The organism is Pseudomonas poae (assembly GCA_028869255.1).
Lineage (GTDB): Bacteria > Pseudomonadota > Gammaproteobacteria > Pseudomonadales > Pseudomonadaceae > Aquipseudomonas > Aquipseudomonas poae_C.
Genome location: CP110972.1, coordinates 650,452 through 675,372, shown reverse-complemented (window position 1 = coordinate 675,372; position 24,921 = coordinate 650,452). Strand labels below are relative to the sequence as shown.

Genomic DNA, 24,921 nt, shown 5'->3' with positions numbered 1-24,921 from the left:
CAATGGAACTGGCCCAACTGAAAATGGTACGAGCCGTGGCGCAAACCGGCAGCGTGGCCCAGGCCGCCCTGCAATTGCACTGCGTAGCGTCCAACATCACCACGCGCATCAAGCAGTTGGAGAGCGAGTTGGGCACCCCGCTGTTTATCCGCGCCGGGCGTGGGCTGGCGATCAGTGCGGCTGGTGAAGTCTTCCTCGATTACTGTGAGCGCATCCTGGCACTGGTGGAGGAGTCCAAACGCGCCGTCGACGCCACCGCCATCCCGCGTGGCACCCTGCGTATCGGTGCGGTGGAATCCAGCGCCAGCGGCCGCTTGCCACCGCTGCTGGCGGAATACCATCGGCGCTACCCGGAGGTGAACCTGGAACTGGTGACCGGCGCCTGGGGCCAGTTACTCGATGATTTGCAGCACCATCGCCTGGATGTGGCGTTGGTGGCCTCCGGCAACAAACGCGCAAAGCTTGCACACAGCGTGGTCTACAGCGAGCGCCTGGTGCTGATCGCCAGCGCGTCCAGCGCGCCGATCAACAGCGCCGAGGATTTGGCTGGCCGCACCTTGCTGGTGTGGCCGCCCGGCTGCCCGTATCGCGCCGCACTGGAGAACTGGGTCAAGCCCCATGACTTCAAGCCGAGCATCGCCAGCTATGCCAGTTGGGGCACGATCATCGGTTGTGTCAGCGCGGGGATCGGCGTGGCGCTGGCACCGGAAGGCATCCTGGCCCGCTATGAGCAGGCCAATCAACTGGCCTCGTATCGATTCGACGAGTTGCAGGCCGTGGATAACCTGCTGTTCTGGCACAAGGACACCCAGCGCCACCTGGCGCGGGATGCGTTTGCCGGGTTGCTGCGCGAGACGTTCGGCTAACCCAAAACAGTTATTTCATATATCCTCCCGCGAAATTAATTCAAAATGTAAGGGACTACCATGAATTACTTCCGCCTGTTACTGGCGGCAGCCGCTCTGAGCCTGCCTGTCGCACCCGCCTTTGCCGCGTCCACGCCCGCGCCTGTTGAAGCCAGCGCACCGGCCGAAACCGCCGAACACTTTCTCGCGTCGCTCAAGCAAAAGACCGGCACGGTCACCCTGCCCAGTGGCATTGCGAGCCTCAAGCTCAATGACGAGTTCTACTACCTCGACCCCGCCGACACCGAGCGCCTGCTGACCGATGGCTGGGGCAACCCGCCGGGCTTCAAGACCCTGGGCATGATCGTGCCCAAAGCCGTCAGCCCGTTGTCGGAGCGCGGCTGGGGCGTGATCGTCAGCTACAAGGACGACGGGCATATTTCTGACGAGGATGCGGCGAAAATCGACTACGCCGAACTGCTCAAGCAAATGCAGGAAGAAGACGAAGCACAGAACCAGGAACGCAAGAAGCAAGGCTACGCCGGCCTGCACCTGCTGGGCTGGGCCGAGCCGCCGCGCTACGACGACAGCACCCACAAGATGTACTGGGCGCGCGAGCTGAAAGCCGACGACGCCGACCAGACCACCCTTAACTACAGCATCCGCGTGCTGGGCCGCGAAGGCGTCCTGGAACTCAACGCCGTGGCCGGCATGGCCGACCTGGCGACCGTCAAACAGGAAATGCCCAAGGTCCTGGCGTTCACCAACTTCACCGACGGCAACCTGTACACCGACTTCAACCCCAAGACCGACAAGCTGGCCTCTTACGGCCTGGCGGCCCTGGTTGCGGGCGGGATTGCCGCCAAGGCCGGGTTGTTCGCCAAGATCGGCATTTTCCTGCTGGCTGCGAAGAAGTTCCTAGTCGTCGGCGTGGTGGCGCTGTTCGCGGTGATCCGCAAGCTGTTCAATCGCAACAAAGACTAAGCACCGCGCACAAAAACGCCGCTGTGTGACGGGCACACAGCGGCGTTTTTTTATAGCTCAGTTTTGCGCAGCGGGCGCAGCCAAGCGGCTGTACTGATCCTGGCTGATCCAACCGGTGAACGTCCGGTCCTTGGCGTTGGTGAACTCAACCTGAGCCCAGCCCTCCTTGAAGGCCAGCACACCGACCACATCATCCTTGACGATATACGGGCGCTTGGTGGCCTTGTCGCCAGGGGTTTTCAGCAGATAAGCCTTGTCGGCCGACACGGTCACCAAGCCGATCCAGTTGCTGCTGGCGGTCTGGGTCAGGTCCAGGCCGGTGGCAATTTCCGGCATCAGCACGCTCATGCAGCCCGGATGCTGGCGGCCTTGCTCCACGGTCAGGGTCACGCCGTCGGACGAAGGCGCAAGGCTGCCCGGGTAGGCTTCGTCGAGCCAGGTAGTGAGCGCTTCGGGCTTGCCTCGCAGGTAGAACGCACAGCTGCGGGTTACGCCCTCGCCCAGTTCTTCGGCGTAGAAACCTTCGACTTCATGCTCAGGGGTCACCGCCAGCATCAGCCCTTCGTACTTGCCCGAATGCAGCGCGGCGGAACTGGCAAACGCAGGCACTGCGCAACACATCGACAACACACCAACCGCAAGAAACCGGATCATCTTATTTTTTCCCTTCAAGTGCTTCGTAGGCATTTTTTATACGGCGGTCATAGTCGCCGTAATCCTTGCCGTTATAGTTACGCGCCATGGCGACATAGTCTTTTTCCTTCATCGCCTTGATTAACGACGGGCTCTGGCTGCAAAAACTGACGAAGGCCTTTAGTTGATGACCGGCATTAATCTTGAGTGCGGCGGTAAATTCAAACACCGACTTGTAACCGCAAGATGCAAAATTGAAACCCATCATCTGAAACATGCCCCAGGACGCCGATTTCAACGCCGCTTCCATGGTCCAGCGCAAAGGCCGTGGCCATGGTTTCCCAGGCCTTGGTCTGGTCCTTGTTGTTGACCTGCCATTGTGGCCCGGCTTTTTTCACATAGGGGTAAGACAGCAGCGGGTGGGCCTGGTCGTAAATACTCTTGGTGTATTTGCGAAACCAGTGCCCTTCAAATGCGATCACCGGTAATTTGGCCGGCCCGAAACCGGAGCGCCCACCGGATTCGACCGTGGCAAACGCCTTGATGAGATTCACTGAAATACCGTTGCCCAACTGCGTCGCGGCGTTCTGGAAGTCGGTATCGGTCAGGGTCATGCCGCCGTCGCAGGTGGACTGCAACATCAGTTGCCGGTTACGCCGCTCGGCCTCGACCATTGCGCGCATGCGGTCCAGGTACACATTGACCGTGGCCTGCACCGTATCGCCCTGGTTATTGCCGAACACATTCAAGAAGCTGGGAATGCGCATCGTCGCAAACGCCTTCACCGGCACTTTCACCGCCTCTTCGATCAGGCTGTTGAAGGTGCGGCCGGTAGGGTCAATCACGCCGTCCGGGTGTGCATATTTAAGATGACGAAACTGGTACTGGCTGATGCACTGCACCAACTGGCCATCACACTTGCCGTTTTCGGCCAGCGGGAACCCCATCTTGGGAATGATCAAATTGAATAGATACTGGATGCACTGAACATCGGCAGGCAAATTCCGGGCTTTACCGGGCGCACCTACCGAGGCACTGATAAGACGGGGTAACCCTTGCAGGCTTTTCATCACAGACATCCCTGTTAGTTAAAGAAGTGATAGCACTTCAATATCAACTCTGTACTCTTGTCACATTCTGAAACAAGTAGCGAGCGCAAGCTAACAAGTTGGTTTTAGGTTGTCCAGTGAGCGCATTGATAGCTGTGAAACAGCTATCAATGCGCTGCGCAATAAAACTGCAAGGGTTGCGCTGCGGCTATTTTTTCTTCTCCAGGGATTCGTAGGTTCGCCGGATGCGTTTGTCGTAGTCGCCGAAGTCCTGGCCGTTGTAGTGACGGGCCATGCCCACGTAATCCTTGGTTTTCATGGCCTTGATCAGGGCCGGGTTCTTGCTGCAAAACCCCACGAATGCCTTCAATTGCTGACCGGCGTTGAGCTTGATCGCAGTGACAAAATCAAACACGTTCCTGTACCCGCAGGCCGCGAAGTTGAAGCCCATGATTTGAAACATGCCGTAGGACGCGGACATCAACGCAGCCTCGGGCGCCAGGTTGAACGCAGCGAGCATCGTCTTCCATGCCGTGGCCTGGTCCTTGTTGTTGGCGCGCCATTGCGGGCCGGCCTTTTCAAGATACGGGTACGACAGCAAAGGGTAGGCCTTGTCGTACTTTCGCTGGGTGTACTTGCGGAAGATATGCCCCTCATACGCGACCACCGGCATCATCGTCGGCCCGAACCCGGAACGCCCACCAGACTCCACGATGGCGAATGCCTTGATGATATTCACTGCAATTCCATTGCCCAACTGAGTCGCGGCATTCTGAAAGTCAGCGTCGGTCAAGGTCACGCTGCCATCAACTGTGGCCTTGGTTACCAACTGCAGTTGGTCCGATGCAGGCGGCGGATCAGCCTTGCGCGCATCCTCAAGCAGGCTGTTGAACGTGCGCCCGGCAGGATCGATCACTCCATCGGGTTTGGCGACTTTGAGGCGAGTCACTTGATAATTGCTGATGCGCTCGACCAACAAGGGCCCGGCCTTGCCGTCTTCCAAACAGGCGCGCAGCGGTAGTGGGTGCGATCAGATTAAACAGATGTTGAATGTAGCGAACGTCGGCGGGGTCATTGACGGCCTTGCCAAGCGTACCGACTGAAGCCTTGATAGAAGAAAGACTGGTCATGGCAATCATCCTTGTTCAGGAATTGAGTGCTATCACCTCTTCACTACTCCAGCACTGGGTTCGTTTGCATGATTGACGCTAGCAGGCGGCTTGACGTTGTCCAGCCGTCATCGACTGCGCAATTGACATCGGCAGAGGAGTGAACAGGCGTTTTGATTTGAAACAGGAGGGTACTTCAAGGAAGGGCGTTATGGAGGCAACCCCACCAGCCACACCCCGGCACACAATGTTCCCGCTGTGGCTGCTGCCTTCCGGCTCTGACCAGGTTCACGGGTAATCGTTGCGGGGGGACCGATGGGGTCACCATAACGACGCTTGCCTCTCGGCAAGCGGGGCCATTGTACCGATCTCATCGGAAGTTACAACCGTTGGTTCCGGATTAAAAATATCTGATGCTTCAAGTACTTGCCCGCCACCCCAGGACCTGCAGCACACTTGGCTCCCCCACAGCGCCACTTATTGCGCCTGTACCACCTCGTCCGCCCTGCCGCCCTCTTCCTGGATCACCAGGTGGATGAAGTGCAGCTTGGCGATCACCGCTGGCGGCAGCACGAAGGGGTAGAAATCCGGCTGGCCCATGCTGCGCGACAGCTCGTTGAGCATGCCGGCCAGCTCGATCCAGGCGTTGACGAACGACAGGAACGCCGTGCCGCCCGGGTGTTCGGGGTCGTAGAGGGTGGTGAGGGGGAACGGCTGGTAATCCAGGTCCATCTCGCGGGCACTCATGCCGAAGCCCAGGGCGGTGTCGACGGCGTCCATCATGTGCAGGTAATGCGCCCAGGTTTCGGCCCAATCCTCCCAGGGGTGCATGGTGGCGTAGGCGCTGACGCAGGTTTGCTGCCAGTCGGGGCGTGGGCCGTTCTGGTAGTGATGGTCGAGTGCGTCGGCGTAACTGGCGCGTTCGTCGCCGAACAGCTGGCGAAAAGGCTCAAGCCAGTGGCTGTTGGCGATCAAGCGATCCCAATAGTAGTGGCCGACCTCATGGCGAAAATGGCCGAGCAGAGTGCGGTACGGTTCGCGCATCTGCACGCGGACTTTCTCGCGGTGTTCGTCGTCGGCTTCCTTGATGTCCAGGGTGATCAGGCCGTTGGCGTGGCCGGTGGTGGGCGCATTGCCTTCCAGGTCGATGCCGACGAAATCAAAGGCCAGGCCGCTGTCTTCGTCGACGCTTTTAGGCACCACTTGCAGGCCCAGGCTGATCAGTTGCGCCACCAGCCGACGCTTGGCGGTTTCGACTTTGCGCCAGCGCTCGGGGTTTTCCGCGATCGACAGGTCGGGGATGGTGCGGTTCAGGCTGCACGCCACGCACAATGGCGCGGTGCTGTGGGCGGGAATCAGCCAGTTGCAGGCGGCCGGGGTGTCGAGGTTGGCGCAGCGGCGGAAGGCGCCGGCGTCGAGGTTATCGTCCTGCAGCCAGGTGCCCGCGACAGGCCCGGGTTGCAGGGACGACAACCGGCTCTGTTGCGGCTGATAACCCAGCAGTGCCTGGCAGGCCAGGCACTGACTGTTACGAAAGAACAGGGATTGCCCACAACGGCATTGCCACAACTTGCTGTTACGGGATGAACCCGCCGTGAACGGTGCAGCGATGCGCGAACTGAGTTGCTCGAAGTAGCGGAACATGGCGATCTCTCCCTGGGTGACTGAGACTAGATCATCTGGCGCTAGAGATCGTTCCACTTCGTTGAGGGGCGGCTTCGCCACCCGACGCGGGCAAGCCCGCTCGCCACAAGGGCGGCGTTAGACGCTGATGCTGTGCTTGGCCAGGAATTCGACGAAAGCCGCTTCGTCCAGGACCTTCAGGCCCAGCTCACTGGCCTTGGCCAGCTTCGACCCGGCGCCCGGCCCCGCCACCACGCAATGGGTCTTCGCCGAGACGGAACCGGCCACCTTGGCGCCGAGGCTTTCGAGCTTGTCCTTGGCCACGTCGCGGCTCATCAGCTCCAGGGAGCCGGTGAGTACCCAGGTATGCCCCGCTTCGGGCAAGCCTTCGACCACCTTTTTCTCGCTCTGCCAGTGCATGCCGAAGTCCTTGAGCTGTTGCTCGATGGCCAGGGCATGGTCGGCGTTTTCCTTGATGTCGAAAAACTCGCGAACGGTCTTGGTTTGTTTCTCGGGCAGGACCTGGCGGATATCGAACCAAGGAGCCTCGATCAACTTTTCAAGAGACTCGAATTTGTCGGCCAACTTTTGCGCAGCGCCCGGCCCAACGGAAGGAATATGCAGTTTGTCGAGAAAACCACCGAAGGTGGTGCTGGCCGCAAACTCGGCACTCAGGTCGCCCTAGTCCTGCAACTGCAGGCCGCATTGGTCCGGCGACAGCAGCGCGCCAATCACCTCTTGGTTGTGGCTGTCTTCAAAGAAGCTATGGATCTCATGCGCCACTTCCAGGCCCACGTCCGGCAAATACGTCAGCACTTCCGGCAGCGCCTGCTGCACCCGCTCCAGAGAGGCCAGGGAGCGCGCCAGCACCTTGGCGGTCTCCTCGCCCACGTCGGGAATGCCCAGGGCGTAAATAAAGCGCGCCAGGGTCGGGGTCTTGCTGTTTTCGATAGCGCTGATCAGCTTTTTGCTGGAAATGTCGGCAAAGCCTTCCAGGTCGATGATCTGCTCGTATTTGAGCTTGTAGAGGTCGGCCGGCGAACCGATGAGTTTTTCATCCACCAGTTGCTCGATGGTCTTGTCGCCCAGGCCATCAATATTCATGGCTCTACGCGAGACAAAATGAATAATCGCCTGCTTGAGTTGCGCGCCACAGGCCAGGCGCCCAACGCAACGGTACACCGCGCCTTCACTGGTTGTTTCCTTACCCTTGCTGCGCTTGACCAATTGTGTGCGCTCGACATGGGAACCGCACACCGGACAGCTTTCAGGAATTGTTACGATACGGGCGTTTGCCGGACGGCGCTCGGAGACTACGGATACCACCTGCGGAATGACATCACCGGCACGGCGGATGATAACCGTATCGCCGATCATCAAACCCAGGCGCGCCACTTCATCCATATTATGCAGAGTAGCGTTGGAGACCGTAACGCCAGCTACCTTTACGGGTTTCAGACGTGCAACAGGGGTGACTGCCCCGGTGCGGCCGACTTGGAACTCCACGTCTAGCAGCTCCGTCAGCTCTTCCAACGCAGGGAACTTGTAAGCAATTGCCCAACGCGGCTCTCGAGCGCGGAAGCCCAGCTCCCGCTGAGAGGCAACGCTATTGACCTTGAAGACAACGCCATCAATTTCATAAGGCAAGTCGTTACGACGCTCACCGATATAACGACAGTAAGCCAAGCATTCCTGAATACCCTTAGCCAACTTCAAATCACCACTAATGGGCATCCCCCACATTTGCAAACGCTTCAGGTTGCCAACCTGCGTTTCACTTATATCGGTAGTCGCACCGTAACAACAAAACTCAAGCGGGCGACTAGCGGTTATCCTCGAATCCAGTTGGCGCACGCTTCCAGCCGCAGCATTACGAGGATTTGCAAAAGTCTTGCCGCCCACTTCTAGCTGCGAGGCGTTGAGCCTCTCGAAACCAGCCTTGGACATGAAAACTTCGCCGCGCACTTCAAGATCCTCCGGCCAGCCCGTGCCATGTAGCTTCAAGGGGATATTGCGAACAGTGCGCATATTGATACTAATATCTTCACCAGTGGTCCCATCACCACGGGTGGCGCCGCGCACGAACTCGCCGTTCCGATACTTCAGACTGACCGCCAAGCCATCGAGTTTTGGCTCACAGCTGTATTCCACCGCCGCGCCATCGCCAAGCGGCAAGTCGAGCCCCTCAATCACACGGCGATCAAATTCCAACATTGTTGCTTCATCGAACGCATTACCTAGACTCAGCATAGGTATATCGTGCTTCACCTTAGTAAAAGCCGATAACACTGCACTGCCAGCCCGCTGTGTCGGTGAATCACGCGTCACCAGCTCCGGATGCTCGGCCTCCAGGGCCTTGAGCTCGTGGAACAACCGGTCGTACTCGGCGTCCGGAATGCTCGGCTCGTCGAGGACGTGGTAACGGTAGTTGTGCTGATCCAGTTCAGCGCGCAGTTCGAGGATGCGGGTAGGGGCGGCGGTCATGGGTGTTCTCTCATAAAGCAAAAGAGCAGCCGAAGCTGCTCAAATGATGGTGCGCTTAATTCTAATGACAACGCCTGAGGCTAATCCTCAGCGTTTCTGTGTCAAGGCACGACGCTCGAACTCGACGATGCGCTGGCGGTAGTGCTCGATGGTCTGGGCGGTCAGGACGCTGCGTTGATCGTCCTTGAGCTCGCCGTTGAGTTCCTGGGACAGCTTGCGGGCTGCCGCCACCATCACGTCGAACGCCTGTTTCGGGTGACGCGGGCCTGGCAGGCCGAGGAAGAAGCTCACTGCCGGGGTGCTGAACAGGTCGATATCGTCCAGGTCGAAGGTGCCCGGCTTGACTGCGTTGGCCATGGAGAACAGCACTTCGCCATTACCGGCCATGCTTTCGTGACGGTGGAAAATATCCATCTCGCCAAAACGCAGGCCGCTTTCCAGGATGTTCTGCAACAGCGCCGGGCCTTTGAAGCCGGCGCTGTCGCGGCAGATCACACTGATCACCAAAACTTCTTCGGCAGCCGGCTGATCGTTGACCGATTGGCGCGGTGCGTTCTTGCCGGCGTTTTCGTCCGGGAAATCATCGTCGCGGCTGCTGAAGCTCGGGCCGTCATCCACGTCGAGGTTGAGGTCGCCCTGATGCGGTTCGGCTACGGCCGCGCTGGCGCGCTTGCCACGCTTGGAGGACGGCTCGCGGGCTTCACGCAAGGGTGCGCTCATCGACGGCAAGTCGTGCTCGTCCAGCTGCGGCTCTTTATGGGTATCGAGCACACGGGGCGGCCCCAGCAGCTCGGCGCTGCCGTCATCATCGGGCAAGTTGGACAGGTTGCGGTCCAGGCGGAATTTGAGCTTGCCCTTGCCACCGCGCATGCGGCGCCAGCCATCAAAAAGAATACCGGCAATGACAATAATGCCGATGACGATCAGCCACTCGCGCAGACCGATTTCCATGTAATCCCGTGCCTCTAATAAAAAATGCTGAAAAATAAGGGGTTTAGCACCGTGCAAACCGCTTTAAAACGTGGCGCCAACTCTATGTTCTGACTGACGTTTTGCCCACGCACACGAAAAATTGACATTAAACTAGCACGACCAAAGATAACTTTACACCGTCTGTCAAAATGCCTTGAACAAATATGTCCATTTGCCACTTTCGCCAGACCGGTAAACCCCCTTACGGCGTGCTGAAAAAATTCTCTGCCGGCATGGCTCAGGACTCCACCATCGCCATCGCCTCTTCGACATCCACCGCCACCAATCGCGAACAACCCGGTTCGTGCATCGTGACACCCATCAGTTGATCGGCCATTTCCATGGCGATCTTGTTGTGGGTGATATAGATGAACTGCACGGTCTGGGACATCTCTTTGACCAACCGAGCGTAGCGTCCAACGTTAGCGTCATCCAGCGGGGCGTCAACTTCATCGAGCATGCAGAACGGCGCCGGGTTCAGCTTGAAGATCGCAAATACCAGGGCCAATGCGGTCAGGGCTTTCTCGCCGCCGGACAACAAATGGATGGTGCTGTTCTTCTTGCCCGGAGGCCGCGCCATGATCGTTACCCCTGTATCGAGTAGATCTTCGCCCGTCAGTTCCAAGTAAGCGCTGCCACCACCGAAAACTTTCGGGAATAACGCCTGTAAACCGCCATTAATCTGATCAAAGGTATCTTTGAAGCGATTACGGGTTTCCTTGTCGATCTTGCGGATCACGTTTTCGAGGGTGTCCAGGGCTTCCACCAGGTCGGCGTTCTGGGCATCCAGATAACGTTTACGCTCGGACTGCTGCTGGTACTCGTCAATGGCCGCGAGGTTAATCGCGCCGAGCCTCTGGATACGCGCAGCAATCCGCTCAAGTTCTTCTTCGGCGTCTTTCTCGTTGGCCTGGGCGGTCAGCGTATTGAGTACGCCGTGCAGGTCGTAGCCGTCTTCCAGCAACTGGTCCTGCAAGGTCTTGCGGCGCACGGTCAGGGCTTGCCATTCCATGCGCTGCTGTTCGAGCTGGCCACGGATCAACTGGGATTGCTGCTCGGCCTGGGTCCGGCGTTTTTCCGCATCGCGCAATTCGCGGTCGGCGTCTTCCAGGCGATTTGTGCGGTCTTGAGTTCTTCGTCGACAGTCATGCGCTTGTCGAGCAACTCTTCGAGCTTGAGGCGCAGCTCTTCCAGCGGCGCTTCGCCCTCCTCCAGGTTGAGGCTCAGTTGCTCGCGCTTTTCGGTCAGGCGTTCGGACTGCATCTCCAGGCGCTCAAGGGCCTGGGCCGTGGACGCGTGCTGGGCCTTGAGCGAACCCAGGCGCACCGCCAATTGGTGGGCGTGGTCCTTGTGCTGCCGCGCCTCCTGGCGCACGCGGTCGAGGCGTTCGCGCAGGCTGTCACGCTGGGCCAGCAGCAGTTCACGCTGTTCGGTGTCCAGCGCCATGCTGTCGAGGGCTTCCTGCAACTGCAGGCGCGCTTCGCCGATCTGTTCATGTTCAAGGGCGCGCTGTTCGCCCATCTCCGCCACTTCATCGTCGAGGCGGGTGCGGCGCAGGGTCAGTTGCTCGGCCTTGGCTTTGCTCGCGGAGAGCTGGGCTTTCAGTTCGCCTTGCTGGCGCGCTTCGTCCTGCAACAGGCGGCGCAGGTGTTCGCGGCCGGTCTCTTGCTGGCGCTGGGTGGCGCGCAGGGTTTGCAGTTCGGTTTCGAGGCTTTCGAGGGTGGCTTCGCGCTCTTCACGCTCGGCGATCAGGTTGACGATTTCCTGGCCACGGGCCAGAACACCGCTTTGCGCTTCACTCGCGCGGCACACCCGCAGGAAGTGCCGGCCGACCCAGTAGCCGTCACGGCTGATCAGGCTTTCGCCGGCCGCCAGTTGACCGCGTTGGGCCAGGGCCTGCTCAAGCGATTCGACCGGTTTGACCTGGCCCAACCACGGCGACAGGTCAATCGCCGCCTCGACTTTATCCAGCAAACTGCCCGGCACCCGTATGCCGTCAGCGGCCGGGCTGAGCAACCGCAGATCGCCCTGGGCAAAACCGGCCAGGTCGAAGCCGCCAAAATCGTCCACCAGCACGGCTTGCAGGTCGGCGCCGAGCACGGTTTCCACGGCCAGTTCCCAGCCGGTCTGCACTTTCAAGCCTTCGGCCAGACGCGGGCGTTCGGCCAAGTGCTGGTCGCGCAGCCATTCGGCAGTGCCGGTGCCGGGGTCCAGCGCGGCTTGCTGCAAGGCTTCAAGAGACGCCAAGCGCCCGTTCAGCCGCTGCAAATCGCCCTGGGCCTGCTGCTGGGCCTGGGTCGCCTGTTGCAGCTGCTGGCGCAATTGCTCCAGGCGCTCCACTTGCTGCTCTTCGCTGGCCTCCAGCTCTTCCAGGGTCATTTCGCTTTCGGCCAGTTGCTCGCTCAGCTCCATGATCGCTGCGTCTTCCGGGTCGGCGGCGAGCAATACGCGCTCTTCCTGCAGACGACGCTGGCGCTCGGCCAGGCGTTCCATGCTGGTTTCCAGCTGCTGGATGCGCGATTGCTGCACCTCGGCCTGGCGGCGCGGCTCGGCGGATTGCAGGTTGAAAGCGTCCCACTGCTCCTGCCAGCCGTGCATGGTGGTTTCGGATTCTTCCAGGGCGGCGGCGGCCTCTTCCGCGGCGGCGCTGGTGATTTCCTGCTCAGGGGTGAGCATGTCCAGCTCTTCGCCGAGGGTCAGCAGCAAGGTGCGGTCGTGGCCCAGGTGCGATTCGGTTTCCAGGCGCGCACGCTCGGCTTCTTTCAGATCATCCTGCAACTGGCGCAGGCGCTGCTGGCCGTGCTGGATGCTCTGCTCGACCCGGGCGATATCACCCCCCACCGAATAGAAGCGCCCTTGCACCAAGTTGAAGCGCTCGGACAGGTCATGGTGACCGTCGCGCAAGCGTTCGATGCTGGCGTCAGCGTTGCGCTGCTCGGCCACCAGGGCCTCAAAGCTGATTTCCTGGGTGCCGATGATCGCTTCGCGCTGGCCCACCTGATCATTCAGCGCCTGCCAGCGCAGGGCCGACAGCTGCGCCTTGAGCTGGCGCTCCTCGCCCTTGTATTCCTGATACTTTTCGGCGGCCTGGGCCTGGCGGTGCAGGCGTTCAAGTTGACGCTCCAGCTCTTCACGCAGGTCGGTCAGGCGCGCCAGGTTTTCGTGGGTGCGGCGGATGCGGTTTTCGGTCTCGCGACGGCGCTCCTTGTACTTGGAGATGCCCGCCGCTTCTTCAATAAAGTTGCGCAAGTCTTCCGGCTTGGCCTCGATCAGCTTGGAGATCATCCCTTGTTCGATGATCGAATAGCTGCGTGGGCCCAGGCCGGTGCCGAGGAAGATATCGGTGATGTCCCGGCGGCGGCACTTGGTGCCGTTGAGGAAGTAGCTGTTCTGGCTGTCGCGGGTCACTTTGCGGCGAATGGAGATTTCCGCGTAGGCCGCGTACTCGCCGATCAAGGTGCCGTCGGAGTTGTCGAACACCAGTTCGATGCTGGCCTGGCTCACCGGCTTGCGGCTGGTGGAGCCGTTGAAGATGACGTCGGTCATCGACTCGCCACGCAGGTTTTTTGCCGAGCTCTCGCCCATCACCCAGCGTACGGCGTCGATGATGTTCGACTTGCCGCAACCATTGGGCCCGACCACCGCCGCCATATTACTGGGGAAGTTTACCGTGGTCGGGTCGACGAAGGATTTGAACCCCGCCAGTTTGATGCACTTGAGCCGCACGTTTAGGCGTCCGCCAACGCAGCGATCACCAGCGAGGAACTGCGCTGGCAGTAAGCCGACAGTACCTGGCGAATCTGCGGCAGGTCCCGGGCCAGCACGGCGGCGAGCAGTTGCTCGAACAGCGCCAGGTACTCACTCATGGACGCTTTGCGTTGATCCAGCGCCAGGTAATAGGCACGGTTCATCGCCGGCTGCAGGTTTTCAACGGTTTCCTGCAGATAGGGGTTGTTGGCGAAAGGGTAAGCGGCACGCATCACATTGAAGCACTCTTCAACGAAGGCGCGGATGTCCTGGCGCTCGAAATTGGAAACCAGCCGCTGTTGAATCTGCACAAAGGGCGCCATGTCAGCCTGGGTCTGCCAGCCTTGGGCAACGGCATTGCCCAGCAGGATGTACAACTCGCTCATCAAGGTGCACAGGCTCTGCACCTTGTGCGCGGTGAGTTCGGTGACGTGCGCGCCACGGCGCGGCAGGATCGCGATCAGGTGGCGGCGCTCGAGGATCAATAAGGCTTCACGCACGGAACCACGGCTGACATTCAGTGCCAGCGTGACTTTCTGTTCCTGGATCCGCTCCCCAGGCTTGAGATCGCCGCGAATGATACGTTCGGCGAGGTGGTGAGCGATTTGCTCGGCGAGACTGTCCGGCGCCTTGAACGTCATGTTTTCCCTTCAAAATCTTCTATCGATACAAGCGCGGCAGTGTAGCGCATTGGCCCGCTGATGGCGCTACGCCCACCGTGGCGAATTTGGCATGAAATAAGCAGTCCTGAAAAGCCAACAGCCCCGAAAAACGCCGGTTTCAGAAGACTGAACCATAATTGAAAGTGTTGCGATTGCAATTTCTTGACCTTCAGGTCAAAAAATCATTGACCGAAAAGTCAGACATGACTAGATTCGGCGCAAAGCGGTTAACAACAATAATGAGTCTGCGAGGCCTTCCGTGATCCAGTTTTTACTTAACCAGGAACTCCGTAGCGAGCACGCCCTGGACCCCAACCTGACCGTGCTCAACTATTTGCGTGAGCACCTGGGCAAATCCGGTACCAAGGAAGGCTGCGCCAGCGGCGACTGTGGCGCGTGCACCGTAGTGGTCGGCGAGTTGCACACCGACGAGCACGGCGCGGAGCAGATTCGCTATCGCAGCCTCAATTCGTGCCTGACCTTTGTCTCGTCCCTGCACGGCAAACAACTGATCAGCGTCGAAGACCTCAAGCACCAGAGCCAACTGCACAGCGTGCAAAAAGCCATGGTCGAGTGCCACGGCTCGCAATGCGGCTTTTGCACCCCAGGCTTTGTGATGTCGCTGTTTGCCCTGCAAAAGAACAGCGACGCCCCCGACAGCCAAAAAGCCCATGAAGCCCTGGCCGGCAACCTGTGCCGCTGCACCGGCTACCGCCCGATTCTGGCCGCCGCCGAACAAGCTTGCTGCAACAAACCTTCGGATCAGTTCGACAGCCGTGAGGCCCAGACCATCGCTCGCCTCAAAGCCATCGCCCCGACCCAAACCGGTGAGCTCAACAGCGGCGACAAACGCTGCCTGGTGCCGCTGACCGTCGCCGACCTGGCCGACCTCTACGACGCCTACCCGCAAGCACGCCTGCTGGCCGGCGGCACCGACCTGGCGCTGGAAGTCACGCAGTTCCACCGTGTGCTCCCGGTGATGATCTACGTCGGCAATATCGAAGAAATGAAGCGCATCGAAAGCTTCGACGACCGCCTGGAAATCGGCGCCGCCACCGCCCTCTCCGACTGCTATAGCGCGCTGCACCACGAATACCCGGACTTCGGCGAGCTGCTACACCGCTTCGCCTCCCTGCAAATCCGCAACCAGGGCACCCTGGGCGGCAATATCGGCAACGCCTCGCCGATTGGCGATTCGCCGCCGCTGCTGATCGCCCTGGGCGCGCAGATTGTGCTGTGCAAAGGCAACACGCGCCGCACGCTGGCGCTGGAAGATTACTTTATCGACTACCGCGTCACCGCCCGTCAGGACAGCGAGTTTATCGAGAAGATCATCGTTCCCAAGGGCCACACGCTGTTCCGTGCCTACAAGGTATCCAAGCGCCTGGACGATGATATTTCCGCGGTGTGCGCGGCCTTCAACCTGAAGATCGACAACGGTGTAATCAGCGAAGCCCGCGTGGCGTTCGGTGGCATGGCCGCCACGCCCAAACGCGCAAAAAGCTGCGAAGCCGTATTGGTCGGCGCCACTTGGAACTCAGCCACCGTGGAGAAAGCCTGCGCCGCACTGGCCGAGGACTTCACCCCGCTCTCGGACTTCCGCGCCAGCAAGGAATACCGCCTGCTCAGCGCCCAGAACCTGCTGCGCAAATACTTTATCGAACTGCAAACGCCGCACATCGAGACTCGGGTGACCGCTTATGTCTAACCATCACGCCGTCGTTAAAACCCAGGCCGAACTCGCCGAGCTGTTTGCCCAGGACCTGACATCCGGGGTCGGGCGCAGCGTCAAGCATGACAGCGCCGCCAAGCACGTCAGCGGCGAGGCGCAGTACATCGATGACCGCCTGGAATTCCCCAACCAGTTGCACCTGTATGCGCGCATGTCCGACCGCGCCCACGCCCGTATCATCAGCATCGACACGGCGCCCTGCTACGCCTTCGACGGCGTGCGCATCGTCATCACCCACAAAGACGTGCCGGGGCTGAAAGACATCGGCCCGCTGATGCCCGGCGACCCGTTGCTGGCCATCGACACCGTGCAGTTCGTCGGCCAGGTGGTGTTGGCCGTGGCCGCCCGCGACCTGGAAACCGCACGCAAGGCCGCCATGGCTGCGGTGATCGAATACGAAGACCTGGAACCGGTGCTGGATGTGGTCGAGGCGTTTCGCAAAAAACACTTCGTGCTGGACAGCCACACCCACCAACGCGGTGACTCGGCCGGCGCGCTGGCCACGGCGAAAAACCGTCTCCAGGGCACGCTGCATATCGGCGGCCAGGAACACTTCTACCTGGAAACCCAGATTTCCTCGGTGATGCCCACCGAAGACGGCGGCATGATCGTCTACTGCTCCACGCAAAACCCCACCGAAGTGCAGAAGCTGGTGGCCGAGGTGCTGGACGTGTCGATGAACAAAATCGTCGTGGATATGCGCCGCATGGGCGGTGGTTTCGGCGGTAAGGAAACCCAGGCCGCCAGCCCCGCATGCCTGTGCGCGGTGGTGGCGCGCCTGACCGGCCAGCCGACCAAAATGCGCCTGCCACGGGTCGAAGACATGCTGATGACCGGCAAGCGCCACCCCTTCTACATCGAATACGACGTGGGCTTTGACGACAACGGCCGCCTGCACGGGATCAACCTGGAACTGGCAGGCAACTGTGGTTGCTCGCCGGATCTGTCGAACTCGATTGTCGACCGTGCAATGTTCCACGCCGATAACTCGTATTACCTGGGCGACGCCACGGTCAACGGCCATCGCTGCAAGACCAACACCGCGTCCAACACCGCCTATCGCGGCTTCGGTGGCCCGCAGGGCATGGTCGCCATCGAGGAAGTGATGGACGCGATCGCCCGCCATCTGGCGCTCGATCCGCTGGCGGTGCGCAAGGCCAATTACTACGGCAAGACCGAGCGCAACGTCACCCATTACTACCAGACCGTCGAGCACAACATGCTCGAAGAGATGACTGCCGAGCTTGAGGCCAGCAGCCAATACGCCGAGCGCCGCGAAGCGGTCCGCCTGTACAACGCCCACAGCCCGATCCTGAAAAAAGGCCTGGCGTTGACCCCGGTAAAATTCGGTATTTCGTTTACCGCCAGCTTCCTGAATCAGGCCGGTGCGTTGATCCACATCTACACCGACGGCAGCATCCACCTGAACCACGGCGGCACCGAAATGGGCCAGGGCTTGAACACCAAGGTCGCGCAAGTGGTGGCTGAAGTGTTCCAGGTCGAAATCGACCGCGTGCAGATCACCGCAACCAACACCGACAAGGTGCCGAACACTTCGCCAACCGCAGCCTCCAGCGGCGCCGACCTGAACGGCAAGGCCGCGCAGAACGCCGCCGAAACCATCAAGCAGCGCCTGGTGGAATTTGCTGCACGCAAATACGACGTGAGCGAGGCGGATGTGCAATTCCACAACGGCCATGTGCGCGTGCGTGACCAGATCCTGACCTTCGAGGCGCTGATTCAGCAGGCGTATTTTGCGCAGGTCTCGCTGTCGAGCACCGGCTTCTACAAGACCCCGAAAATCTTCTACGACCGCAGCCAGTCCCGTGGCCGGCCGTTCTACTACTACGCGTTCGGCGCGGCGTGCTGCGAGGTGATCGTCGACACCCTGACCGGCGAATACAAGATGCTGCGCACCGACATCCTCCACGACGTGGGCGCTTCGCTGAACCCGGCCATCGACATCGGCCAGGTCGAAGGCGGCTTTATTCAGGGCATGGGCTGGCTGACCATGGAGGAGCTGGTGTGGAACAACAAAGGCAAGCTGATGACCAACGGCCCGGCCAGCTACAAGATCCCGGCGGTGGCGGACATGCCGCTGGACCTGCGCGTGAAGCTGGTGGAAAACCGCAAGAACCCGGAAGACACGGTGTTCCATTCCAAAGCCGTGGGTGAGCCGCCGTTCATGCTCGGCATTGCTTCGTGGTGTGCGATCAAGGATGCCGTGGCGAGTTTGGGCGACTATCGCCATCAGCCGAAGATCGACGCACCGGCGACGCCGGAGCGGGTGTTGTGGGGGTGTGAGCAGATGCGGCAGTTGCAGGCGGCGAAGGCTGTTGAGACTGACACCGAGATGGCTTCGCTCTAGACCGAGGTGCTGCCATCGCAGGCAAGCCAGCTCCCACATTTGACGGTGTTCACAATCCAAAATGTGGGAGCGGGCTTGCCCGCGATAGCGGTCGAACTGACAACAGAAATGTTGAGGTAAACATGAACAACTGGATCAGCGCCCTCGCCGACCTGCAGAACCAGGGTGAACCCTGCGTGCTGGTGACCATCATCGAAGAGCTCGGCTCCACGCCACGCAATGCCGGTTCGAAGATGGTGATCAGCGCCGCGCAGACCTTCGACACCATTGGTGGCGGGCACCTGGAATACAAGGCGATGCAGATCGCCCGCGACATGCTCGTGCGCGGCCAGCAGAACACCCATCTGGAGCGCTTCAGCCTCGGCGCGAGCCTGGGCCAGTGCTGCGGCGGCGTGACCGTGTTGCTGTTCGAACCCATGGGTCAGGTGCAGGCGCAGATTGCGGTATTTGGTGCAGGCCATGTCGGGCGTGCGTTGGTGCCGTTGCTGGCCAGCCTGCCGTGCCGGGTGCGCTGGATCGATTCGCGTGACCAGGAGTTTCCGGAACATATCCCTCAGGGCGTGCGTAAAATCGTCAGCGAAGAGCCGGTCGACGAAATTGCCGACTTGCCGGTGGGCAGTTACTGCATCGTCATGACCCACAATCACGCACTGGATCTTGAACTGACCGCCGCGCTGCTCAAGCGCAATGACTTTGCCTACTTCGGCCTCATCGGCTCGAAAACCAAGCGCGTCAAATTCGAACACCGCCTGCGTGATCGCGGTTACGACACCGCACAGCTGCAACGCATGCGCTGCCCCATGGGCCTCACCGAGGTGAAGGGCAAATTGCCGGTGGAGATCGCCATCTCCATCGCCGGCGAAATCATCGCCACCTATAACGCCAATTTCGGCCAGCACACTGCGAGTGCCGAACCCATTGCCAAACTGCTGCCGGTGTCACGCCGTAGCCAAGCCACGAATTGAGATAACCATGCCTTTGACTCGCAAAGCCTACCGTGCCGCCATCTTGCACAGCATCGCCGACCCTGCTGAAGTCGGGATCGAAGCCTCCTATGAGTATTTCGAAGACGGCCTGCTGGTGATCGATAACGGCCAGATCAGTGCCGTCGGCCATGCCGGCGACCTGCTGCCGACACTGCCCGCCGACATCGAAGTGACCCATTATCAGGACGCGCTGATCACCCCCGGCCTGATCGACACCCATATCCACCTGCCGCAAACCGGTATGGTCGGGGCCTATGGCGAGCAGTTGCTGGACTGGCTCAACACTTACACTTTCCCGTGCGAAAGCCAGTTCGCCGACAAGGCTCACGCCGAGGAAGTCGCGGATATTTTCATCAAGGAGTTGCTGCGCAACGGCACCACCACTGCGCTGGTGTTCGGCAGTGTGCACCCGCAGTCGGTGAATGCCTTCTTCGAAGCGGCCGAAAAACTCGACCTGCGCATGATCGCCGGCAAAGTGATGATGGACCGCAACGCGCCGGACTACCTGACCGACACCGCCGAATCCGGCTACCAGGAGAGCAAGGCGCTGATCGAACGCTGGCACGGCAAGGGCCGCCTGCACTATGCCGTCACGCCGCGTTTCGCCCCGACCAGCACCCCGGAGCAATTGGCCTTGGCCGGTCAGTTGTTGGGCGAGTACCCCGACCTGTACATGCAGACGCACATCAGTGAGAACAAGCAGGAAGTGGAGTGGGTGAAGGCGCTGTTCCCGGAGCGCAACGGCTATCTGGATGTGTACGACCACTACAAATTGCTCGGCGAGCGCTCAGTGTTTGCCCATGGCGTGCACCTGTGTGACGACGAGTGCGCACGGCTCGCTGAAACCGGTTCGGCTGTCGCGTTCTGCCCGACCTCGAACTTTTTCCTCGGCAGCGGGTTGTTCAACCTGCCAATGGCCGAGAAGCACAAACTGCATGTGGGCCTGGGCACGGATGTGGGCGGCGGTACCAGCTTCTCGCTGCTGCAAACCCTGAACGAAGCCTACAAGGTCATGCAGTTGCAGGGTGCGCGGTTGAGCCCGTTCAAGTCGCTGTACCTGGCCACCCTGGGCGGTGCGCGGGCGCTGCGGTTGGAAGACAAGATCGGCACGTTGCAACCGGGTTCGGATGCGGACTTCCTGGTGCTGGATTACAACGCTACGCCGCTGCTGAGCTATCGCTTGAAGCAAGCCAATAACATTGCCGAGACGTTGTTTGTGTTGATGACCCTGGGGGATGATCGAACGGTGTTGCAGACGTATGCGGCGGGGCAGCTGGTGCACCAACGCTGATCTAAACACACCGCAAAACAAATGTGGGAGCGGTCTTGCTCGCGAATACGGAGTGTCAGTCACCAAATGCATTGACTGATCTACCGCATTCGCGAGCAAGCCCGCTCCCACATTTCTTGGCCCTGGTGAGTCAGGGAAATTACAGTTTTACTGAGGAACGCCCAGGCTTCTTGGTCTGCAACAAATGCGAGAACACTGCATGCAAATCATCCGACGCGCTTTCCTCATCGAGGTTGAGCTTGCTGTCGATGTGATCCATGTGGTGCATCATCAGGTTCACCGCCAGCGCCGCGTCCCGCGCCTCGATGGCATCGATCAACTGGGTGTGTTCATCGTAGGAACAGTGCGAGCGGTTACCGCTTTCGTACTGGGCGATGATCAACGAGGTCTGCGACACCAGGCTGCGCTGGAAGCTGATCAGCGGGGCGTTTTTTGCCGCCTCGGCCAGCTTGAGGTGGAACTCGCCGGAGAGGCGGATACCGGCACCGCGATCGCCGCGAGAGAAGCTGTCGCGCTCATCGTTGACCATCTGGCGCAGCTCGGCCAATTGCTCGGCGGTGGCGTGCTGCACCGCCAACTCAGTGATCGCCCGCTCTACCAGCCGACGCGCCAGAAATACCTGGCGCGCCTCTTCGACACTTGGGCTCGCCACCACCGCGCCACGATTGGGCCGCAGCAGTACCACGCCTTCATGGGCCAGACGCGAGAGCGCACGGCGAATGATGGTGCGGCTGACGCCGAAGATTTCGCCCAGTGCCTCTTCACTCAATTTGGTTCCGGGCGCCAGGCGTTGCTCGAGGATCGCCTCGAAAATATGCGCATAGACGATATCGTCCTGGGTTCCGCTGCGACCAGCCTTGCCGGCTCGCGGTTGTTTCTTGAGAGGTTGCAACTGTTCGTTCATGGGCACTCGGGTTTGGAGAACGGCGGCGAATTAAGGGTAATACGGCAAGCGCGTGTCGCTGGCAAGTATCACCTAAAAACAGGGCACATTGTACACAACCCAATGCGCCAACACACTGTACGGCTGTTTGCGGCGTCGGCTGTATTGCAATGAGTAGTTACGTTTAAGTTTAGGCTTGAATCTGCGCCTTCACCGGCAAACACCCAGGTAAAAGGAACACCTCCCCATGAACGACGCCACACAAGCGCCTTTGCGCCCGCTGGCCGACACCTCTGCGTCGGCCGTCGTCGCCGGCTTCATCGCCATGATGACCGGGTACACCAGCTCTCTGGTGCTGATGTTCCAGGCCGGCCAGGCCGCTGGCTTGACCACCGCGCAGATTTCTTCGTGGATCTGGGCGATCTCCATCGGCATGGCGGTGTGCAGCATCGGCCTGTCGCTGCGCTACCGCACGCCGATCACCATCGCCTGGTCGACCCCCGGCGCGGCGTTGCTGATCACCAGCTTGGGCGGCGTCAGCTATGGCGAGGCCATCGGCGCCTACATCACCTGCGCCGTGCTGGTGACGCTCTGCGGGCTGACCGGCAGCTTCGAAAAACTCGTCAAACGTATACCGGCGTCACTCGCGGCGGCGTTGCTGGCGGGGATTCTGTTCAAGATCGGCAGCGAAATCTTCGTTGCCGCGCAGCACCGTACCGGCCTGGTGCTGGGGATGTTTTTCACCTACCTGATCATCAAGCGCCTGTCGCCGCGCTACGCGGTATTGGCCGCGCTGCTGATCGGCACCGCCCTGTCGGGGCTGATGGGCTTGCTGGATTTCAGCGGCTTTCACCTGGAAGTGGCGCCGCCGGTCTGGACCACACCGCACTTCTCATTGGCGGCGACCATCAGCATCGGCATCCCGCTGTTCGTGGTGGCGATGACCTCTCAGAACATGCCCGGCATCGCCGTGCTGCGTGCCGATGGCTACAACGTGCCCGCCTCGCCGCTGATCACCACCACCGGCCTGGCATCGCTGGTGCTGGCGCCGTTCGGCTCCCATGGCATCAACCTGGCGGCGATCAGTGCCGCGATCTGCACCGGGCCCCATGCCCATGAAGACCGTAACAAGCGCTACACGGCGGCGGTCTGGTGTGGGGTGTTCTACGGGATTGCCGGGGTATTTGGCGCAACGCTGGCGGCATTGTTCGCGGCACTGCCCAAGGAGCTGGTGCTGTCGATTGCGGCATTGGCGTTGTTTGGCTCGATCATCAATGGCTTGAGCATCGCCATGAATGAGCCGAAGGAGCGGGAAGCGGCGCTGGTCACCTTTATGATCACAGCGTCGGGGCTGACGTTGTTTTCCATCGGGTCGGCGTTCTGGGGGATTGTGGCGGGGGTGTTGACGCTGCTGATTCTGAATTGGCGCAAGGCATAAAAAAACGGCGACCCTCAGGTCGCCGTTTTTTCAGTATCACTTAGCCGCGTTGATCGGCTTTTCCGGATACCACACGTCCAGCAACGGGCTGACTTCAGCCTTGGTCAGCTCGGAACGGGTTTTCAGCCAGGCTTCAACAGCAGCGCGTTGCTCTTCGGAGACCGAGCCACGCTTCTGCAGGCAAACCAGACCGTAGTCATCGCCGCCAACATAGCCCAGACCGTTGGCTTCCATGGCTTCTTTGATGAATGCTTCGAGGAAAGCGTCGATAGCTTCTTCACTCAGGCCTTCGCTGAAGTCCAGGTTCAGTTCGAAACCCAGCTCTTGAAATTCATCAACGCACAGTTTTTTGCGCAGACGCTGGGAACGGTTAGTCGCCATTGGAACAATCCTCATAAGTAATAACGGGCGGCACTTTAGCAGTTTAAGGCGACGATTGCCCGACTCTCTAGGACAGGCGGCCAAATGCCTGCAAAAAAACCACGATTACCAGCTATCGTTCAGCTACAACTGGACCCACCTTGGGGCATAATGCCGACACTTTCATGACCAATGAGGGATTTTCCTACATACCCCTCGCCCTTTTTCACCCTTCTCAGCAGTAGGGTTTTATTCCTTATGATCAAATCTTTACGTTCAGTGCTTTTTGCCGGTCTTCTTTTGCCACTGGCTATTTCCGCCACCGCCGCCCCTGTCAACAACACCCTGCCACCCAACGTTCAGCAGGCACTCGCCAAAGCCAAGCTGCAAAACACTGCGCTGTCCCTGGTGATGATCCCCCTGAATGGCCCCGGCACGCCGACCGTGTTCAACGCCGATGTTTCGGTGAACCCGGCCTCCACCATGAAGCTGGTTACCACCTACGCGGCCCTGGAAATGCTCGGCCCCAACCATCAGTGGAAAACCGAGTTCTACACCGACGGCACCCTCAGCGGTGGCGTGTTGCACGGCAACCTGTACCTCAAGGGTGGCGGCGACCCCAAGCTGAACATGGAAAAACTCTGGCTGCTGATGCGCGACCTGCGCGCCAACGGCGTGCAGCAAGTGACCGGCGACCTGGTGCTGGACCGCAGCTTCTTCAACCAGCCGCAGCTGCCGGAATTCAATGACGACGGCAACGACGAGAACAAGCCGTTCCTGGTCAAGCCCGACGCCTTGCTGGTCAACCTCAAGGCCTTGCGCTTTGTGACGCGCAACGATTCGGGCCGGGTGCTGGTCTCCGTCGAGCCACCGATTGCCAGTATCCGCATCGACAACCAGGTCAAGGTCTCCAACGCCAAGCAGTGCACCGGCGATGTGCGCTACAACCCGGTCACAGCGGCCGATGGCAGTGTGACGGTGACCGTCAGCGGCCAATTGGCCGATGGCTGCAGTTCGCAGACGTATCTGTCACTGCTTGACCACGCCACCTACACCGCCGGCGCCGTTCGGGCGATCTGGCAGGAACTGGGCGGCACCATCCAGGGCCGTGATATTCAGGCGTCGGTGCCCAAGGATGCCAAGGTACTGGCCCGTGCGTTTTCGCCGGACCTGGCGGAAATCATCCGTGACATCAACAAGTACAGTAACAACACCATGGCCCAGCAGTTGTTCCTGAGCCTGGGCGCGCAGTTCCGCAATGACGCCGATGGTGACGATGCCAAGGCAGCGCAACGCGTGGTGCGCCAGTGGTTGGCGAAAAAGGCATCACCGCGCCGCACCTGGTGATGGAAAACGGCTCCGGCTTGTCGCGTGCCGAACGCGTCAGCGCCCGCGAGATGGCGGCCATGCTGCAAGCGGCGTGGAAAAGCCCTTACGCGGCGGAGTACATCAGCTCGATGCCGATTGCCGGCACCGACGGCACCATGCGCAAACGCCTGAAGACCACCGCCATGCGCGGCGAAGCCCACGTCAAGACCGGGACGCTGAACACCGTGCGTGCCATCGCCGGTTTCAGCCGCGACAACAACGGCAACACCTGGGCGGTCGTGGCGATCCTCAATGATCCGAAGCCATGGGGCGCTTCGTCGGTGCTGGACCAAGTGCTGCTGGACCTGTATCGCCAGCCGAAGCTTGCGGCCGCGGCCCCCGTGCTTTAACCCTGTGGGAGCGGGCTTGCCCCGCGATGGCAAAATA

The 24,921-nt window shown here is 60.3% G+C and carries 13 protein-coding genes, 1 other RNA gene and 5 pseudogenes; 8 read left to right on the top strand and 11 right to left on the bottom strand.

Going from position 1 to position 24,921, the window contains the following annotated elements:
- Positions 1–2: 2 nt before the first annotated feature.
- Both LRS56_03190 and LRS56_03185 read left to right on the top strand, forming a co-directional pair.
- Positions 3–866, top strand: coding sequence for a LysR substrate-binding domain-containing protein (locus tag LRS56_03190; protein ID WDU63568.1), 864 nt, complete (start codon positions 3–5; stop codon positions 864–866).
- A 60-nt stretch (positions 867–926) separates the two neighbouring features.
- Positions 927–1,829 (top strand): DUF2167 domain-containing protein, encoded by a 903-nt coding sequence (locus tag LRS56_03185; GenBank protein WDU63567.1) that lies wholly within the window; start codon positions 927–929, stop codon positions 1,827–1,829.
- A 57-nt stretch (positions 1,830–1,886) separates the two neighbouring features.
- Here the strand turns inward: LRS56_03185 and LRS56_03180 are convergent, their stop codons facing one another.
- The 9 genes and pseudogenes from LRS56_03180 to LRS56_03140 all read right to left on the bottom strand — a co-directional run bounded on the left by LRS56_03180 (position 1,887) and on the right by LRS56_03140 (position 14,087).
- Entirely contained in the window at positions 1,887–2,483 is a 597-nt protein-coding gene (locus LRS56_03180) for a hypothetical protein (GenBank protein ID WDU63566.1), read from the bottom strand.
- 1 nt (position 2,484) lies between these two features.
- Positions 2,485–3,532, bottom strand: a pseudogene (locus LRS56_03175) (N-acetylmuramidase family protein).
- Between the two features lie 187 nt (positions 3,533–3,719).
- Positions 3,720–4,641: pseudogene (locus LRS56_03170) on the bottom strand (N-acetylmuramidase domain-containing protein).
- Positions 4,642–4,841: 200 nt separating this feature from the next.
- Positions 4,842–4,938: signal recognition particle sRNA small type (gene ffs, locus LRS56_03165), an RNA gene on the bottom strand.
- Positions 4,939–5,097: 159 nt separating this feature from the next.
- Complete coding sequence (locus LRS56_03160) at positions 5,098–6,264, bottom strand: putative zinc-binding metallopeptidase (GenBank protein ID WDU63565.1); 1,167 nt, start codon at positions 6,262–6,264, stop codon at positions 5,098–5,100.
- A 117-nt stretch (positions 6,265–6,381) separates the two neighbouring features.
- A pseudogene (gene ligA, locus LRS56_03155) lies at positions 6,382–8,727 on the bottom strand (NAD-dependent DNA ligase LigA).
- A gap of 87 nt (positions 8,728–8,814) precedes the next feature.
- Complete coding sequence (gene zipA, locus LRS56_03150) at positions 8,815–9,678, bottom strand: cell division protein ZipA (GenBank protein ID WDU63564.1); 864 nt, start codon at positions 9,676–9,678, stop codon at positions 8,815–8,817.
- 259 nt (positions 9,679–9,937) lie between these two features.
- A pseudogene (smc, locus tag LRS56_03145) lies at positions 9,938–13,425 on the bottom strand (chromosome segregation protein SMC).
- Positions 13,426–13,427: 2 nt separating this feature from the next.
- Complete coding sequence (locus LRS56_03140) at positions 13,428–14,087, bottom strand: GntR family transcriptional regulator (protein ID WDU63563.1); 660 nt, start codon at positions 14,085–14,087, stop codon at positions 13,428–13,430.
- A 280-nt stretch (positions 14,088–14,367) separates the two neighbouring features.
- Here LRS56_03140 and xdhA point away from each other — a divergent pair, with 280 nt between their 5' ends.
- From xdhA to guaD, 4 genes are all read left to right on the top strand, one after another.
- On the top strand, positions 14,368–15,816 hold the full coding sequence (xdhA, locus tag LRS56_03135) for a xanthine dehydrogenase small subunit (GenBank protein WDU63562.1): 1,449 nt from the start codon (positions 14,368–14,370) through the stop codon (positions 15,814–15,816).
- A complete protein-coding gene (gene xdhB / locus LRS56_03130; protein ID WDU63561.1) occupies positions 15,809–18,208 on the top strand; it encodes a xanthine dehydrogenase molybdopterin binding subunit in 2,400 nt (799 codons plus the stop codon). The genes xdhA and xdhB overlap by 8 nt, the downstream gene beginning before the upstream one ends.
- Positions 18,209–18,330: 122 nt before the next feature.
- Complete coding sequence (xdhC, locus tag LRS56_03125) at positions 18,331–19,173, top strand: xanthine dehydrogenase accessory protein XdhC (protein WDU63560.1); 843 nt, start codon at positions 18,331–18,333, stop codon at positions 19,171–19,173.
- Between the two features lie 7 nt (positions 19,174–19,180).
- Positions 19,181–20,485, top strand: coding sequence for a guanine deaminase (guaD, locus tag LRS56_03120; protein WDU63559.1), 1,305 nt, complete (start codon positions 19,181–19,183; stop codon positions 20,483–20,485).
- A 139-nt stretch (positions 20,486–20,624) separates the two neighbouring features.
- Here guaD and LRS56_03115 read toward each other — a convergent pair whose 3' ends face one another.
- Positions 20,625–21,389: a GntR family transcriptional regulator gene (locus LRS56_03115; GenBank protein WDU63558.1), complete on the bottom strand. Its 765-nt coding sequence runs from the start codon at positions 21,387–21,389 to the stop codon at positions 20,625–20,627.
- A 226-nt stretch (positions 21,390–21,615) separates the two neighbouring features.
- On the opposite strand from LRS56_03115, the gene LRS56_03110 reads away from it, so the two are divergent.
- The gene (locus LRS56_03110) at positions 21,616–22,806 is read left to right on the top strand and encodes a benzoate/H(+) symporter BenE family transporter (protein WDU63557.1); all 1,191 of its coding nucleotides are present in this window, start codon (positions 21,616–21,618) and stop codon (positions 22,804–22,806) included.
- Between the two features lie 36 nt (positions 22,807–22,842).
- Here LRS56_03110 and LRS56_03105 read toward each other — a convergent pair whose 3' ends face one another.
- Positions 22,843–23,187 (bottom strand): YggL family protein, encoded by a 345-nt coding sequence (locus tag LRS56_03105; GenBank protein ID WDU63556.1) that lies wholly within the window; start codon positions 23,185–23,187, stop codon positions 22,843–22,845.
- A 237-nt stretch (positions 23,188–23,424) separates the two neighbouring features.
- Between LRS56_03105 and dacB the strand changes: the two are divergent.
- Positions 23,425–24,884 (top strand): annotated as a pseudogene (dacB, locus tag LRS56_03100) (D-alanyl-D-alanine carboxypeptidase/D-alanyl-D-alanine-endopeptidase).
- The last annotated feature ends 37 nt before the right edge of the window (positions 24,885–24,921 follow it).